This is a genomic window from Mesorhizobium sp. Primo-A, from assembly GCF_003997175.1.
In the GTDB taxonomy this organism is placed as follows: domain Bacteria; phylum Pseudomonadota; class Alphaproteobacteria; order Rhizobiales; family Rhizobiaceae; genus Mesorhizobium; species Mesorhizobium ciceri.
Genome location: NZ_RZTG01000002.1, coordinates 139,483 through 155,907 on the forward strand (window position 1 = coordinate 139,483; position 16,425 = coordinate 155,907).

Consider the following 16,425-nt stretch of genomic DNA (forward strand, 5'->3'; position numbering starts at 1 on the left):
CTTGCCGATTGAAACCCGCCGAAACAGGCGGCATGACGGAGGCGACATGCAGGATCTGAAGCAGCGGCCGATTTCCGTCTTCCGCGAATTTCTCGATAGCGAAGCGGCCGGCGGCATCATCCTGATGGCGGCGGCGGCACTTGCGTTGATCGTCGCCAACTCGCCGCTCGCCGAAACCTATTTCTCCGTGCTCCACGCCTATCTCGGCCCGCTCAGCGTCTCGCACTGGGTCAATGACGGGCTGATGGCGGTGTTCTTCCTGCTCGTCGGGCTGGAGATCAAGCGCGAGATGCTGGACGGCCAGCTCTCCACCTGGCCTCGGCGCGTGCTGCCCGGCATCGCCGCCGCCGGCGGCATGCTGGTTCCGGCACTCGTCTATGTCGCCGTCAACCGCAACAATGCGGCCGCCCTGTCCGGCTGGGCGATCCCGACCGCCACCGACATAGCTTTTGCGCTCGGCGTGCTGTCGCTGCTCGGCAGCCGCGTGCCGGCTTCGCTGAAGGTGTTCCTCACAGCATTGGCCATCATCGACGACCTCGGTGCCGTCATCATCATCGCCATCTTCTACACCAGCGGCTTGTCGCTGGCTTATCTGGGTGCCGCCTTCGCAATCATTGCCGCGCTTGTCGTGCTCAACCGCATGCGGGTGATGACGCTTGTGCCCTATCTCGTTCTGGGCGTCGTCCTGTGGGTTCTGGTGCTGAAATCTGGCGTCCATGCAACGCTTGCCGGCGTGGCGCTGGCGCTGACCATCCCGCTTGAGCGCTCCGCCGGGATCGGTCACGATCTGGACCGTTCGCCGCTGCACCGGCTCGAGCACGGCCTGCACAAGATTGTGGCTTTCGTCGTCATCCCGATCTTCGGCTTTGCCAATGCCGGCGTTTCGCTCGCCGGCCTGAGCTTTGGCGCGCTGATCGAGCCGTTGACGCTGGGTGTCGCCGCCGGCCTGGTGGTCGGCAAGCTGGTCGGCGTGTTCGGCTCCTCGGCACTTGCCATCAGGCTCGGTCTTGCCGACCTACCCGCCAATGCCGGCTGGACGCACATGATCGGCATATCGCTGCTGTGCGGCATCGGCTTCACCATGAGCCTGTTCATCGGCCTGCTCGCCTTCGCCGGCGACGTGGCGCTGCAGGACGCGGTCAAGGTCGGCATCCTCGCCGGCTCCTTCATCGCCGCCATCCTGGGCGCTGCCGTGCTGCTCATGGCGTCCGCTAGGGGTGGCGTGGAGGACGGCGAAGAGGAGAGCCGGCCATAGACTGAAGGACGCCGCTACTCGCTCTCACCCTCCAGCGCCGGCACCGACACGCCGGCAAGCTCCGCCGCCAGCAGCCGCGAAGCGCCGGCCCGCGCGATCCGCAGCATCAGCGCCTTGCGCGTTGCCGCTGCCATGCGGTGCTCGGGCGCATCGCGCAGGATCTCGGCGCCATAGCCGTCGGAAAGGATGAAGCCGCATTCGTGCGGGAAGATCTCCGAGGGTACGCCGGGATGGGTGGCGAAGAAGAAGCGGTCGGAATGCAGCCGGTAGTCGGGCCATTTGCGGTCGACCCTGAAATCCTCGATCGAGGATTTGATCTCGATGATCCAGATATCGCCCTGCCGGGTCAAAGCGACGAGGTCGGCACGGCGGCCGGTGGCCAGCGACAGTTCGGGCAAGACATGCGCGCCCATATCCATGAGCAGCCGCTGCACACCGCGCCGCACCAGCATGGCGCGTTCGGACTGGCGACCGTCGATGAGAGGGTTGATTGGGATGGGCGAGATGATCGGCATGCCAGGCACCATGCCAGATTCTGTTCACGGTTTGAACCTGTTTTATGCAGGCGATTGTATATTCGATATACCCGGATATACCCAAAAGAAGTCAGGCATTGATCCTTGAAAGATTGAGCTTGTGGTGCACACCATCGTTCTCATGGGGACGGGCGGCACAAAATTGAACAGCACTGATGGTGAACAACTGTGGGCCTTTGACCTTGATGCTCTGCGCAAGGCTTTCAGAAAGTCCGTTCAGGAGCATAAAGTCACCACGGCTGATTGGGCGGAGCACGCCAAGCAGTTCCTGGAAAAACAGAGAGATCGTCAGCGCAAATCGACTTGATATGCTGCGCCGGTCAATTTCCATTTGGTAACTTTAAGATAGCAGCGAAAAAGTCTTTGCGCGTCACCAACCAAAGTCAGATGCAACCGCTTTGGTTCCGCGAATTCCGAATGGCATAAGCAGGGAGACGTCACTTCGACACTTTCGTGAAGTGCGCACCCCATCTGCGGGTGATGCATGGCTTTATGTAAATTAGCTAAAGCGAATATAAGAGAAAAGTGATATTTTGGAAGCAGCCGGGGCTCCCCCAATACACCCCGCTCCGGTCAGGCCCGGTGGCGGTCCACCCAAAGGAAGGCTACCGGGCCGATCCCTGCAACCAACCGGTGATCCGCTCGTTGATCCCATGCCGGGTTGATCCCCCGGCACTCCAGGACCTGCCCGCTGCCGAGGGGCGGCGGGCCTTTTTTTGCCGATTGATTGAAGCCCGCAGCGATAGCGAAGGCCCCGGCGGGCGCCGGGACCTTCGCGTTGCTGGTCTCGTCAGAAGTGGATCCAGAAGGATCTGCGGAAACATCTGCGGCGCCAATAGCCATTGCGCCAATAGCGACGGCAGACCCGCCTCCACCCGCGTCGGCGACGGCGGCGGTGCCATCTGCGGTGCCGCACCAACTCGACGCCATCCTGGACACCGGGACCATCCGGGTCGAGAATATCGTCGGACGGTTTGTCGAGCTCGTCGAGAATGCCGGGCCCCGTATTCGGGATGCCGGCCAAGGCGGTGGCAGGACGCGCGATTGCGACGACGGTCGCAGCCCCTGCCAGCCCAAGCATTCCAGTCAGAAACAATCGCCGATCCATGCCAACCTCCATCGTTGATCATTGCGACAAGGGAAGACATAGAGCGGCTGATTGACGCGCCCAGATGCCGAAGAAAATTGGGTCAATCGCTCTGCCGTGCCGGCGGCGGGCCTTTTTTGGCGATCTCTGACAATCCACGCGGCCAATGCGCCTGTTCCCGGGGATCATTCCTCCGACAAGCCGGCCGTCGTTGCGGCCGTTTCAATGCTCACCGACACGCCCTGGCGCAGGGAGTTGCTGACCGTGGAAATCGCCGCGGCCCTTGTAATGATCTCGGCCGGGTCGGAGCCGTCCAGCGTCGTGCATGAAACCGCCATGGTTGACGAGGTCGCGAGCAAAGGCTTGCCTTCGAGGTTCAGCGTCACGGTCACGGCGATCTTGTCGAGCGTTACGCCCATTTCCTCGGCGACGTAGCGAAGATCGTTGCAGAAGCAGCCGCCGATCGCCAGGGCAAGCAACTGGCCGCCATTGAAGCCCAGGCCCATGCCGCCGGCCTTGCCTTCGGGCCGGTCGACGATGATCGTGTGGCCGCCGGCCCAGCCCATGGCGGCTCGCGTGTCCTCCACATTGCGCAGTTCGACGGTCATCGAGACCATTGCGGATGTCCTCCCGGCAGGAGTCGACCAGGCTTCGGGCGTCGTCGACATACGGTCATTATGCAGGCGCAGAGGCGCCCTTGTCGCTAGGCAATGCCGCGCCCGCCATGTCATCAAGGATCGGACAATCCGGCCTTTCGTCGCCGTGACAGGCATGAATCAGTTTCTGCAGCGTCGAGCGCATCGACTGCAACTCGCGCACTTTCTCCTCGATCGCCGTGACATGGGCGGCGGCGATTTCGCGCACGTTTTGGCTGGCGCGGCTGCGATCCTGGTAAAGCGCCATCAGCTGGCGGCAATCGTCGATGGAAAAGCCGAGATTGCGCGCGCGGCGCAGGAAGGCCAGCCGATGGATGTCGTCTCCGGAATAATCGCGGTAGCCGTTGGCGGCGCGTGCCGGGGCGATCAGGCCGATCTCTTCATAGTAACGGATGGTCTTGGCCGGCAGGCCGGAGCGGTGGGCGGCGTCACCGACATTCATGACGGTTCTCCTCGATTTCCAGGAACCCATGGAGCAGGCCCCTTGAATTTGCTTCACAATCCTGTGAGTCCTGTTGCCAAAATGCCATAGTGATACGCTTACCGGTACGTCAAGGCAGGCATATAGGCATCGCGCGCTTGGCAAGCAAAGCAAATGCCAGCATGAATGATGATGAGAGAGCGGCCGACTCGTGCCGCCGAGTTTGGGCGGGGCACCGGATCACCTGATGCGCATGAAGTCGTTTGCAATCATCGCCGCACTGGCGCTCTCCACTGCTATCGCCGGTTGCAGCACCATCGGCTCGCAGATCTTCTCCAACGACTACGGCGCGGTCACCGACGCCGGTTATCAGCTGCCGCGCATCCCGATCGAGAAAGTGCCGATGAAGTACCATCGGCAGGAAGTGAACTACGATAGCCCGGAAAAGCCGGGCACGATCATCGTCGATACGCAGAACAAGTTCCTTTATTTCATCGAGGGCGACGGAAGGGCCATTCGCTACGGCATCGGCGTCGGCCGCGAGGGCTTCGAGTGGCATGGCACCGCCCACATTGCGCTCAAGCGCGAATGGCCGACCTGGACGCCGCCGAGGCAGATGATCCAGCGCCAGCCGGAATTGGAAAAGTTTGCCGGCGGCATGGAGCCGGGCCTGAAGAACCCGCTCGGCGCGCGCGCCATGTACCTGTTCAACAAGGGCGGTGATTCAGGCTATCGCCTGCATGGCAGCCCCGAATGGAATTCGATCGGCAAGGCGATGTCGTCTGGCTGCATCCGGCTGATGAATCAGGACATTATCGACCTCTATGACCGCGCCTCGGTCGGCGCCAAGGTCATCGTTCTCTAGAGGCAGTTTTCGTACGCGGACCGTCTAGGCAACAACGGACGTCCCAAGCAGAAAACCGGGCAATTCGGCCCGGTTTTTTGTTGTTTGCGCGATGCGACGCCTGCTCGGCGGTCAGGACACCGCCGAGAACGCGGTGGGTACCAAAATTTGGTTGATGATTGTCTCGGTGATCTGGCCATCACGCTCGGAGTCTTCCCGCGCCTGCGTCCAGGCAGGGTCCTTCACGAACGCCGTCCAGCGCTCTTCGCGTTCGGCCAGCGATTCCCATGCCAGCATGTAGGTCAGTTCGTTGTTCGAAGCTCCGATCAGCGTGGTAAAGAAACCCGCTTGGCGGATACCGTGCTTTTCCCATAATTTGAGCGTGATCTTGTCGAAGCGATCAAGAAGCGCCGGCAAGCGTCCCGGCAGAGCCCGGTAAACCCGAAGTTCGTAGATCATTTTGGAGTTCCTTCTGACCGATGCGCCGGAAGCGAAGAAATCGGACCAGACGGTCAGCAGGGTAGAATTGTCAAAACGGGCGTCAGGAGACCTGCTCGACCTGCTGCACTTCCGGCACGAAATGGCGCAGAAGGTTCTGGATGCCGTGCTTCAGCGTCGCCGTCGATGACGGGCAGCCGGCGCAGGCACCCTTCATGTGCAGGAACACCGTGCCATTCTCGAAGCCGCGGAAGGTGATGTCGCCGCCATCCTGGGCGACCGCCGGGCGCACCCGCGTGTCGAGCAGCTCCTTGATGGTGATGACCAGCTCCTCGTCGGCCTTGTCGTAGAACTCACCGGTCTGGCTGGTCTCGGCGGCCGGGCCGGCCTTGGCCATGACGGGCGCGCCGGACATGAAATGCTCCATGATGGCGCCGAGGATCGCCGGCTTCAAATGCTGCCAGTCGGGGCCATCCTTGGTCACGGTGATGAAGTCATAGCCGAAGAAAACGCCGGTGACGCCAGGAATTTCGAACAGCCGGCCGGCCAGCGGCGAGGCGACGGCGGCGCTGTCGGCATCGCGGAAATCGGCGGTGCCTTCCACAAGCACTTCCTTGCCGGGCAGGAATTTCAGCGTCGCCGGGTTTGGCGTCGATTCGGTCTGGATGAACATGGCCGTCTCCGTGCCCGGTTGGGCATCTAGTTTGGAACAATTCTAAATAGGCTCAATTGGCTGGACATTCAAGCGAAACGCATCGCCGGAATGGCTGGCTGGCGGAATGTTTTTTGCGCGCCCCTGGGACGCGCCCGAAGGTGTGTTGAGATTCAGGTCAGGCCGGCATCACCTGAAAATCAGCACACCTCAGGCCAGGCTGTCTATTTCCTCGTCCGAAAGGTTCTGCGGCACGACAGTCACCGGGATCGGGAAGGCGGCACCCTTGCCGGCCACGGCGCCGACCAGCGGTCCCGGGCCTTCCTTGCCCGCACCGGCGGCCAGCACCAGGATGGCGATGTCCTGGTCTTCCTCGATCAATTTGTGAATCTCTTCCGTCGGCTTGCCTTCGCGGACCACCATCTCGGGCTCGATGCCGAGCTTCTGGCGCACCTTGTTGGCATAGCTGTCGAGTGCGGCGCGCGCCGTGGCGTTAGCTTCCTCGCGCATGATCTTCTCGACACCCAGCCAATGCTGGAAATCGTCCGGCACGATGACATAGAGCAGCACCAGCGTGCCGCTGGTGCTCTGCGCCCGTTTCGAGGCATAGGCGACGGCACGCTCGCATTCCGGCGTGTCGTCGATGATCGTCAGGAATTTCCTGCGATGGCCGGCTTCGCGGCTGAGGCGTTTGGAGACCATGTCTATCTACTCGGTGTCTTGCGGCGCAATCTGCCACTGCGGCGGACCGGCGGCAAGCCGCCGGCCTTGTGCCAGTGCACCCGATGTCGCGATCAGCCCTGCAGCAGGCCGATAATGTCGCGCACCGTCTTCATCGTCGCTTCGGCCAGCACGCCGGCGCGCTCGCCGCCGTCCTTGAGCACCGCGTCGACATAGGCGCGGTCATCCGAAATGCGGCGCATCTCGCTGGCGATCGGCGCCAGTTTTTCCACAGCAAGATCGGCCAAGGCCGGCTTGAACACGGAAAACTGCTGGCCGGCGAATTGCTTGAGCACATCCGCCTTCGACATCTCGGCGAGACCCGCATAGATGCCGACCAGGTTTTCTGCCTCGGGCCGGCCGGCCAGGCCATCCAGCTCGCTCGGCAACGCTTCCGGATCGGTCTTGGCCTTGCGGATCTTCTTCGAGATGTCATCGGCGTCGTCGGTCAGGTTGATGCGCGACAGATCAGACGGGTCCGATTTGGACATCTTCTTGGAGCCGTCGCGCAGCGACATGATGCGCGCCGCCGGCCCGCCGATGACCGGCTCGGTCAGCGGGAAATAGCCGTTCACGGTCTCTTCGCCGACCTGCATCTCGACGCCGACGCCGAGCGCTGCGATACGGTCGGAGAAGTCGTTGTTGAATTTCTGCGCGATGTCGCGGGTGAGCTCCAGATGTTGTTTCTGGTCCTCACCGACAGGGACGTGGGTGGCACGGTAGAGCAGGATGTCGGCAGCCATCAGCGAGGGATAGGCGAGCAGGCCGAGCGAGGCATTCTCGCGGTCCTTGCCGGCCTTGTCCTTGAACTGCGTCATGCGGTTCATCCAGCCGATGCGCGCCACGCAATTGAAGATCCAGGCAAGCTCGGCGTGCTGCATGACCCGTGACTGGTTGAAGACGATGTGCTTCTTCGGATCGATGCCGGAGGCCAGGAACGCCGCAGTGATCGACCGCGTCTGGTCGGCCAGGTCTTCATAAACGAGTTGGGCTGTCAGCGAATGCAGGTCGACGACGCAATAGATGCAATCGGAGGTGTCCTGCAGGGCAACGAATTTCTTGATGGCGCCGAGATAATTGCCGAGATGCAGATTGCCGGTCGGCTGGACACCGGAAAAGACGAGTGGCTTGAAGGCGGTCATGATTGTCCTCATGGCTTGTGGAGGGCCGTATAAGCGTGATTCCGAAAAGTTGCAGACTTTTCGGAGCCAATCACGCGGCTGGAAACCGCGCGCGGCGAAAGTCTTGCGACGGCGCGCTTATGGACGAAGACGGCGCTGCGATCAAGACGGCGCTGCGAGCGTGTCGGGCGCTACTCGTCCAGGTCGGTCTTTGCGATCGGTGGCGCCGACTTGCCAGATCCCCGCTTGACGTTGCGACGGATCATGCCGAAATCGGCGCCGCCGGTGGCAAACGCCGTGATGAAGTACAGCAGCGCCCCACCCGCGACCAGCGACAGCAGCGTCGTCGCCTTGACCACCAGCGGCGAGCCGGGCCCGAGCCTGACGGCGAACCAATGCTCGGCAAAATAGAGCGCTGCCCCCATCACGATAGCCGACAGCACCAGACGTGGAATGCGCTTCATCAGCGGCACGTCGCGGCCCCAGTGGCCGCGCCGGATCAGGACGCCGAGCAGCATCACCGCGTTGACCCAGCCGGCGACGGCCGAGGCCACCGCGATGCCGGGCGCGCCCATCCGTGGAAACAGCGTCAGCGCCGTGGTGACGTTCACCGCCACCGAGATGGCGGCAAAGATCATCGGAGTACGCGTGTCCTCTCGGGCGAAATAGCCCGGCGTGAATGCCTTGATCAGCACGAAGGCCGGGAGGCCGAGGCCGAAGATCGCCAGGATCGCCGCCACCGTTGGCGTCGAGCCGTTGGCGGCGAACGCGCCGCGCTCATAGACCAGCCGTACGATCGGCTCCGACATCACCCAGAGTGCGGCGGCTGCCGGCAGCGTCAGGAACAGTGTGAACTCGACCGAGCGGTTTTGCAGATTGGCCGCCTCGATCAGATTGCCCGACTTCAGCGCGCGCGACAGTTCGGGCAACAGCACGATGGCGACCGCGACACCGACCACGCCGAGCGGCAACTGGTAGATGCGGTCGGCATAGGCGAGCGAGGACACCGCGCTGTTCTGCGCCGAGGCGATCGCCGTGCCGATCAGCTGGTTGATCTGTGTGATGCCGCCGGTGATGGCCGCCGGCAGCGCCAGGATCAGCAGCCGCTTGACCGCGGGCGTCATTCTGGGACGGCGAAAGCCGATCGAGATGCCGGCATGGCGCACTGCCACCCAGACGATCGCCAGCTGCACCAGTCCGGCGGCAAGCACGCCCCAGGACAGCCCGTAGCCGACTGTGAGGGCATCCGAGCCCTTGTACCAGGCATAGGCGAGCACGCCGATCAGGATGATGTTGAGGAACACCGGCGCCACGGCGGCGGCGAAATAGCGGCGCAGCGAATTCAGCATGCCCGCCATCATCGCGCCCAACGACATGCAGATCAGATAGGGGAACATGATCGTCGCCAGCGTCACCGTGGTGTCGAACTTCCCCGGCGTGCCGGCAAAACCCGGCGCCACCAGATAGCGCACGATCAGCGGCATCGACAATTCCATGATGATGGTCAGCGCCAGCAGCGCCGTGAACAGCACGCCGAACACTTCCTCGGAAAAGCGCTTGGCGCCTTCGGTGCCGTGGGTCTCGATCTCCTTGGCGAACAGCGGCACGAAGGCGGCGTTGAAGGCGCCCTCGGCAAACAGCCGGCGAAAGGTGTTGGGAAACTGGAAGGCGGCGTTGAAGGCATCGGCGACCGGTCCGGTGCCGAGTGCGGCGGCCATCAGCATCTCGCGGCCGAAACCGAGCGCGCGGCTCATCAGCGTGCCGGAAGCGACCGTTGCGAATTTCTTGACGAGGCTCATGCTTTTGGGAACTGCCTGCGGAATTGGGACAAAGTGATGGTCGTTGTCACTCGGCCGCCGCCCTGGACTTGCCGCCGCGTTCGGACACGATGCCTTCGAGCGTTGCCATCAGCCGATTGCGGATGGTGGCGATGCGGGCCGGGTTATCTATCTTCTGGCCAGTGAGATCGGTGACATAGAAAGTGTCGATGACCTTTTCGCCGAAGGTGGTGATGTGGGCCGATGCGATGTCAAGCGACAGGTCGGAAAGCGTTCCGGTGATCTCCGACAGCAGCCCAGGCCGGTCGAGGCCCTCGACCTCGATGACCGAAAAACGATTCGACAGCGTGTTGCGGATTTCGGCACGCGGCGGGATCTTGAACACCTTGGAGCCGCGCCGCGGCTTGGTGCGCTTCTCGATCATTTCCGGCAGCCAGCTCTTGCCCGACAGCACGTCCTCGATCAGCCGGCCGACACGCTCGGCACGCCGGCGCTCGTCCTCGTCGCGGTCGAATTCTCTGCTGATCAGGATCGTGTCGAGCGCACGGCCGTCCGACGTCGTGAAGATCTGCGCGTCGACAATGTTGCCGCCGGCCCCGGCGCACGCCCCGGCGATGACCGAGAGCAGGCGGGGGTGGTCCTGCGCCAGCACGGTGATTTCGGTCACCGCCTCGAACTGGTGGGTCTTGACCATGGTGGCAAGCTTGTTGCCTGACGCGTCAGCCTCACGAATGAATTCGGCATGGCGCAGCTGGTCTGCGAGATCGACGGTCAAAAGGTAATTCTCGTAGTGCTGGCCGACATAGCGCTTGCGGGCCTTGTCCGGCCAGTCGGCAAGCGCCTCGGCCAGACGCTCGCGCGCCGCCGCCGTGCGTTGCGCGCGCGACACTTCCGAAAACCCGCCGGTCAACAGCAATTCGGTCTCGTAGTAGAGCGTGCGCAGCAACTGGCCCTTCCAGCCGTTCCAGACACCCGGTCCGACGCCCCTGATGTCGCAGACGGTGAGGATCAAAAGCAGCTTCAGCCGCTCGACCGACTGCACGATCGCGGCGAAATCCTCGATGGTCTTGCGGTCGTTGAGGTCGCGGGTCTGGGCTGTCATCGACATCACGAGATGGTTCTCGACCAGCCAGGCAACGGTCTCGGTATCGGCAGGCGACAGCCCCATATGCGGACAGATGCGGCGTGCGATCCTGGCCCCCGCCTCGGAATGGTCCTCCGGCCTGCCCTTGGCGATGTCGTGCAGCAGTACGGCGACATAGAGCGCCTCGCGGCTCTTCTTCAGCCCCGGCATCAGCGTGTGCGACAGGGGATGGACCTTTTCGCCGTCGCCGCGTTCGATCTCGGCCAGCACGCCGATGCAGCGGATGAGGTGCTCGTCCACCGTGTAGTGGTGGTACATCGAGAACTGCATCATGGCGACGATCTTGCCGAAATCCGGGATCAGCCTGCCGAGCAGCCCGGCCTCGTTCATGCGGCGCAGATTGAGTTCGGCATTGCGATCCGAGGTCAATATGTCGAGGAACAGCCGGTTGGCCTCCTCGTCGCGCCGCAGCGACTTGTTGACCAGGCCGAGCGAACGGGTCAGCAGCTTCAGCGCATCGGGGTGGAATTCCAGACCGTGCTTGTCGGCGAACCAGAACAGCCTGAGCAGATTGACCGGATCGCGCTCGAACACCTGGTCGTCGGCGATGTTGATGCGGTGGTTGTCGACAATGAAGTCCGACGTGCCGGCCAGCTTGCGCTTGCGCCGCGAGAAAGTCAGGAAGATGCGGTTGAAGCCCGGCACGTGCTTGGCCTGCTCCTCCTCGAGCGCGGCACAGAAGATGCGGGTCAGGTCGCCGACGTCCTTGGCAACGAGGAAGTAGTGCTTCATGAAGCGCTCGACCGCCGACAGGCCGGGGTGCGTGGTGTAGCCGAGCCGTTCGGCGATCTCGCGCTGGATGTCGAAATGCAGCCGCTCCTCGGCCTTGCCGGTGAGGAAATGCATGTGACAGCGTACCGCCCACAGGAAATCCTCGGCTTTCTGGAACTCGCGGTACTCACCCTCGGTGAAGACGCCTTTATCGACCAATTCCTCGCCGGTGCGCACCCGGTAGAAATATTTGCCGATCCAGAACAGCGTCTGCAGATCGCGCAGGCCACCCTTGCCGTCCTTGACGTTGGGCTCGACCAGATAGCGGCTTTCGCCGGCCTTGGCATGGCGGTCATCGCGTTCGGCAAGCTTGGCCTGGACATATTCGGGGCCGGTCGTGCGCACCACCTCATGGTCGAAGCGCAGCATCAGTTCATCATAGAGCTTTTCCTCGCCCCACAGGAAACGTGCTTCGAGGATCGAGGTGCGGATGGTGACGTCGGTGCGCGACAGGCGCAGGCATTCGTCGATATTGCGTGTGGCGTGGCCGACCTTCAGCCCCAGGTCCCACAGCATATAGAGCATGTATTCGACTGTCTGTTCGCCCCACGGCGTCTGCTTGTAAGGCAGCAGGAACAACAGGTCGATGTCGGACCCCGGCGCCAGCGTTCCACGGCCGTAGCCGCCGACAGCGACGACGGCCATGCGCTCCGCGGAGGACGGGTTCTTGACCCGGTAGACATGGGTGACGGCGAAATCGTAAAGCGCCCGGATGATCTCGTCCATGAGATGCGACAGCCGCGCCGCGCAGGCGCTGCCGCCGCCATCGTCCCTCAGCATGCGTTCGGCAATGGCGCGCCCGTCCGCCAGTCGTCCCTTGAGCAGCTGGAGCACACCATTGCGCGCAGCCTGCCCTGAGCCGTCGCCCGCCGTGCCCGCGGTCAGCGCGGTCATCTCGCGGCGCAAGGCTTCGCCGTCGATCAATTCGTCGAGCTTCAGGGAGATTCTTGCCATATATCCAGTCGGCCTTGCCGTTTCGGCGGCGTCTATAGCGCGTTTTGGCGGCGCTGGGTATGGGGCGTTGAAGCCGGTTCAAGACCCGGCTGAGTTTTGGCTCGGATAAGTAAATGGAATGACCATTCTCCGCTTCAGTCGACCGAAATCGACAATGCGCTTGCCTATTCGCCGAGCCTCGGCTTTGACCCTCGCTATGGCTGTCTTTCTGCGTTTCCCGGTCCCGGCGGGTGCGGCGCACTGGATATCCCGCTTTTCTCTGAGCAGGCTTGGCAATTGGAGCGCCCTGTCGCCAAGGAACTGATCTTGCGCGCAGAGCGCAGGAACAAGCTGATAGATCGTCTCGCCTCGCAAAACCGAAAACTCGGGGTTGAAGACAAGGTCGTCGACAGCGATGCCGATCTCCTCGGTGGCCTTGATCAGGTCGAGCGCGGTTTGCCTGGAGATGATGTAGCCGGCGGTTCCTATATGTTCGGCGTCGAGTTTGGATGTGGAAAAGCCGTGACCGATGGCAATGCGCTTGCGTCGGATCACGGTCTTACAGAAGTAGCTTTCGAGCTTGACGACTTCGGCATCGGCTGGGATCCAGTCGCTGTCGCGAAGCAATGCGCCGGCTTTTGCGGCAAAGACGATGTCGTCCTCGAAAATCGCCCCGTAGCGGGCGTCGCCTTGCGCGATGACAGCCCAGCAGGCCCGGTGACTGAGCAGGCAGGCGATCTCGCCGTCAGTCAATGGCAGCCTGTTCCGATATCCGACATTTTGCGGCAGCTGGTCCAGCTCCGGCCGGTCGCGTGCGTCTATGGCCTGAACGCGTTCGAATGCAACGCCGATGCGGGCAAACTCCGCCGTCACACGGGCAAGGCGATCGGGAGACCGATCGAGATTGATGACCAGACGCTTCATTGCCGAAGAAAATCCCCACCCCCGCGACGCTCGCGCTTTCTAGCAGGCCTGGTGTTGCCGCGTGAGACTTTTTCTGGGGTGGATGGACGCGCCGTGGACCGGAGAAGAAAAGTCGAAACAGCCCTTGACCTTCCAGTTACTGGAAGCCCTATCTCCACGTCACACACCGATCCATCAAGGCATTTTCGAATGACGCATTCAGATCACGATCATCACGCGCACGGCAGCTGCTGCTCGACAAAAGGCGCCGTGCCCACCACGAAGAGCGTCGTCCGCGACCCGGTCTGCGGCATGACTGTCGATCCGGCGGCTGGCAAGCCGACGGCCGAGCATGATGGCCATCTCTATCATTTCTGCAGCCAGGGCTGCCGCACGAAATTCGTCGCCGAACTGGAAAAATTCCTGACCGCCACCGATCCGGTCTGCGGCATGAGCGTCGACCGCGCGACAGCCAGTCATTTTGCCCGCCACGAAGGCCAGGGCTTCTATTTCTGCTCGGCCGCTTGCCAGGCGAAATTCGAGGCGGAGCCGCAAAAATATCTCGGCGGCAGGCCAGCACCGCAGCCGATGCCCAAGGGCACGCAATACACCTGCCCGATGCACCCGGAGATCGTCCGCGACAAGCCCGGATCCTGCCCGAAATGCGGCATGGCGCTGGAGCCGATGGGCGTACCAACGGGTGACGAGGGTCCCAATCCGGAACTGGTCGATTTCACCAGGCGATTCTGGGTCAGTGCCGCTCTATCCGTCCCTTTGCTGGTCGTCGCCATGGCGCCGATGCTTGGCCTGACTTTCCAGGCTTTTGTCGACGAGCGGACGAAGGTCTGGCTTGAGCTGGCATTGGCCAGCCCCGTCGTGTTGTGGGCGGCACTGCCTTTCTTCCACCGCGGCTGGGATTCGCTCGTCAACCGCAGCCCCAACATGTGGACGCTGATCTCGCTCGGCGTCGGCGCCGCCTATCTCTACAGCGTCGTCGCCACGCTGTTTCCGGATATCTTTCCGCATCAGTTCCGCGGCCATGGCGGTGCGGTGCCGGTTTATTTCGAGGCTGCCGCCGTCATCGTCGCGCTGGTCTTCCTTGGCCAGGTGCTGGAGCTGCGCGCCCGTGAAAAGACCGGCTCGGCGATCCGCGCCTTGCTCGATCTCGCACCGAAGACAGCGCGGCTGATCGCCGCCGATGGTTCCGAAAACGACGTGCCCCTCGCCGCCGTCAAGGCCGGCGATCGCCTGCGCATACGCCCCGGTGACGCCGTGCCGGTCGATGGCACGGTGCTGGAAGGACGGTCCTCGCTCGACGAATCGATGATCACGGGCGAGCCGTTGCCGGTCGAGAAGGTCGAGGGCGATGCGCTGACCGGCGGCACGCTCAACAAGAATGGTGCGCTGATCATGCGCGCTGAGAAGGTCGGCGCCGAGACGACGCTGGCGCGCATCGTCGAGCTCGTCGCCAAGGCGCAGCGCTCGCGCGCCCCGATCCAAGGGTTGGCTGATCGCGTTTCTTTCTACTTTGTCCCGGCCGTCGTCCTTGTCGCGATTGTCGCCTTCATCGCTTGGGCCGTGTTTGGACCCGAGCCCAGCCTGATCTTTGCCATCGTCTCGGCGGTGTCGGTGCTGATCATCGCTTGTCCCTGTGCGCTCGGCCTCGCCACGCCGATGTCGATCATGACCGCCACCGGGCGCGGGGCGCATGCCGGCGTGCTGATCAAGGAAGCCGCAGCACTCGAACGCTTCGCTTCCGTCGACACGCTGATCGTCGACAAAACGGGGACGCTGACCGAAGGCCGGCCGAAGCTGACCGATGTCGTCACGGCAAACGGCTTTTCCGAAGACGAATTGCTGGCGCTTGCCGCGGGCCTGGAGAAAGGCTCGGAGCATCCGCTGGCTGAAGCCATCGTTGACGGCGCCGCTACGCGCGGCGTGACCGTTGCAGAGGCCAGCGGCTTCGAGGCGGTCACCGGGAAGGGTGTGTCCGGTTCGGTCTCGGGAAAGACGGTCGCGCTCGGGAACGCCGCGATGATGGCCGACCTTGGCGTCGACATCGCATCCATCTCGGCCAAGGCCGAGGCGCTGCAACTCGAAGGCAAGACGGCGATGTTCGTTGCTGTCGACAAAAAACTGGCCGGCATCGTCGCCGTCGCCGACCCTATCAAGACAACGACGGCCGAGGCGATCAAGGCGCTGCATGAAAGCGGCTTGCGGATCATCATGGCGACCGGCGACAATGAACGCACGGCCAACGCGATCGCCAGAAGCCTCGGCATCGACGAGGTCCGCGCCGGCCTGCTGCCGGAACAGAAGGCAGCCCTTGTCGAGGAACTGCGCGCAAAAGGCACCGGCGTTGCCATGGCCGGCGACGGCGTCAACGATGCACCGGCCCTTGCCGCCGCCGATGTCGGCATCGCCATGGGCACCGGCGCCGATGTCGCCGTCGAAAGCGCCGGCATCACCTTGGTCAAAGGCGACCTCAACGGCATCGTGCGGGCGCGCACGCTGGCTCAGGCGACGATCCGCAACATCCGCCAGAACCTGTTCTTTGCCTTCCTCTACAACGTGCTTGGCGTGCCGGTCGCCGCCGGCGTGCTCTATCCGCTCACCGGCACGCTGCTGTCGCCGATGCTGGCAGCGGCGGCGATGAGCCTGTCCTCGGTGTCGGTGATCGCAAACGCATTGCGGCTGAGAACATTGAAACTCTGATCCAAGCCCCCAAATACGAAACCCATCCAACAGGAGACCATGTATGACCTTCGCCAAAAAACTCGTGCTGCTGCTGATGGCGGCCGGAATGCTGGTTGCCGTCTTCCTCGAAAGCGTTCCGGCGCAGAGCGAAGAGATGAAACACGACATGGGCGCTATGGCGACGGACGCGACCAGTCCTTCGACGGAAGGCTACAAGGCGGCGATGGACAAGATGCATGCCGACATGATGGCGTCCGACTATACCGGCAATGCCGACGTCGATTTCGTCAGAGGCATGATCCCGCACCATCAGGGTGCGATCGACATGGCCAAGGTTGAACTTGCCAATGGCAAGGACCCGGAAATCCGCAAGCTGGCCGAAGGCGTCATCGCCGCGCAGGAAGCAGAGATCAAGCAGATGCAGGCCTGGCTCGCCGCCCATCCGGTGAAGTAAGTCTTCAGCCATCGC

Annotated in this window: 15 protein-coding genes; 4 read left to right on the forward strand and 11 right to left on the reverse strand. The window is 62.9% G+C overall.

Annotated features, from left to right (window positions below):
* Positions 1 to 46 precede the first annotated feature (46 nt).
* The gene (nhaA, locus tag EOC83_RS03460) at positions 47 to 1,255 is read left to right on the forward strand and encodes a Na+/H+ antiporter NhaA (protein ID WP_063169902.1); all 1,209 of its coding nucleotides are present in this window, start codon (positions 47 to 49) and stop codon (positions 1,253 to 1,255) included.
* A 14-nt stretch (positions 1,256 to 1,269) separates the two neighbouring features.
* On the opposite strand, the gene EOC83_RS03465 is transcribed toward nhaA, so the two are convergent.
* The 4 genes from EOC83_RS03465 to cueR all read right to left on the reverse strand — a co-directional run bounded on the left by EOC83_RS03465 (position 1,270) and on the right by cueR (position 3,976).
* Positions 1,270 to 1,770, reverse strand: coding sequence for an MmcB family DNA repair protein (locus EOC83_RS03465; protein WP_050596417.1), 501 nt, complete (start codon positions 1,768 to 1,770; stop codon positions 1,270 to 1,272).
* 91 nt (positions 1,771 to 1,861) lie between these two features.
* The gene (locus EOC83_RS03470) at positions 1,862 to 2,122 is read right to left on the reverse strand and encodes a hypothetical protein (protein WP_127219059.1); all 261 of its coding nucleotides are present in this window, start codon (positions 2,120 to 2,122) and stop codon (positions 1,862 to 1,864) included.
* Between the two features lie 941 nt (positions 2,123 to 3,063).
* On the reverse strand, positions 3,064 to 3,495 hold the full coding sequence (locus tag EOC83_RS03480; RefSeq protein ID WP_013528068.1) for an OsmC family protein: 432 nt from the start codon (positions 3,493 to 3,495) through the stop codon (positions 3,064 to 3,066).
* Positions 3,496 to 3,553: 58 nt separating this feature from the next.
* Entirely contained in the window at positions 3,554 to 3,976 is a 423-nt protein-coding gene (gene cueR, locus EOC83_RS03485; protein ID WP_024501803.1) for a Cu(I)-responsive transcriptional regulator, read from the reverse strand.
* Between the two features lie 226 nt (positions 3,977 to 4,202).
* Here cueR and EOC83_RS03490 point away from each other — a divergent pair, with 226 nt between their 5' ends.
* Complete coding sequence (locus EOC83_RS03490) at positions 4,203 to 4,820, forward strand: L,D-transpeptidase (protein WP_013528066.1); 618 nt, start codon at positions 4,203 to 4,205, stop codon at positions 4,818 to 4,820.
* A 111-nt stretch (positions 4,821 to 4,931) separates the two neighbouring features.
* Here the strand turns inward: EOC83_RS03490 and EOC83_RS03495 are convergent, their stop codons facing one another.
* From EOC83_RS03495 to EOC83_RS03525, 7 genes are all read right to left on the reverse strand, one after another.
* A complete protein-coding gene (locus EOC83_RS03495) occupies positions 4,932 to 5,258 on the reverse strand; it encodes an NIPSNAP family protein (RefSeq protein WP_013528065.1) in 327 nt (108 codons plus the stop codon).
* A gap of 82 nt (positions 5,259 to 5,340) precedes the next feature.
* Positions 5,341 to 5,910: a NifU family protein gene (locus EOC83_RS03500; RefSeq protein WP_013528064.1), complete on the reverse strand. Its 570-nt coding sequence runs from the start codon at positions 5,908 to 5,910 to the stop codon at positions 5,341 to 5,343.
* 189 nt (positions 5,911 to 6,099) lie between these two features.
* Positions 6,100 to 6,591, reverse strand: coding sequence for a universal stress protein (locus EOC83_RS03505; RefSeq protein ID WP_013528063.1), 492 nt, complete (start codon positions 6,589 to 6,591; stop codon positions 6,100 to 6,102).
* Positions 6,592 to 6,683: 92 nt separating this feature from the next.
* Complete coding sequence (gene trpS, locus EOC83_RS03510; RefSeq protein ID WP_013528062.1) at positions 6,684 to 7,751, reverse strand: tryptophan--tRNA ligase; 1,068 nt, start codon at positions 7,749 to 7,751, stop codon at positions 6,684 to 6,686.
* Positions 7,752 to 7,921: 170 nt separating this feature from the next.
* Positions 7,922 to 9,529: a murein biosynthesis integral membrane protein MurJ gene (murJ, locus tag EOC83_RS03515; protein ID WP_013528061.1), complete on the reverse strand. Its 1,608-nt coding sequence runs from the start codon at positions 9,527 to 9,529 to the stop codon at positions 7,922 to 7,924.
* Between the two features lie 46 nt (positions 9,530 to 9,575).
* Positions 9,576 to 12,377: a [protein-PII] uridylyltransferase gene (locus EOC83_RS03520; protein WP_063169904.1), complete on the reverse strand. Its 2,802-nt coding sequence runs from the start codon at positions 12,375 to 12,377 to the stop codon at positions 9,576 to 9,578.
* Positions 12,378 to 12,455: 78 nt separating this feature from the next.
* Positions 12,456 to 13,280: a glycosyltransferase family 25 protein gene (locus EOC83_RS03525; protein WP_013528059.1), complete on the reverse strand. Its 825-nt coding sequence runs from the start codon at positions 13,278 to 13,280 to the stop codon at positions 12,456 to 12,458.
* 189 nt (positions 13,281 to 13,469) lie between these two features.
* Between EOC83_RS03525 and EOC83_RS03530 the strand changes: the two genes are divergently transcribed.
* Positions 13,470 to 15,974 (forward strand): heavy metal translocating P-type ATPase, encoded by a 2,505-nt coding sequence (locus tag EOC83_RS03530; protein WP_013528058.1) that lies wholly within the window; start codon positions 13,470 to 13,472, stop codon positions 15,972 to 15,974.
* A 43-nt stretch (positions 15,975 to 16,017) separates the two neighbouring features.
* Entirely contained in the window at positions 16,018 to 16,410 is a 393-nt protein-coding gene (locus EOC83_RS03535) for a DUF305 domain-containing protein (protein ID WP_013528057.1), read from the forward strand.
* Positions 16,411 to 16,425 lie beyond the last annotated feature (15 nt).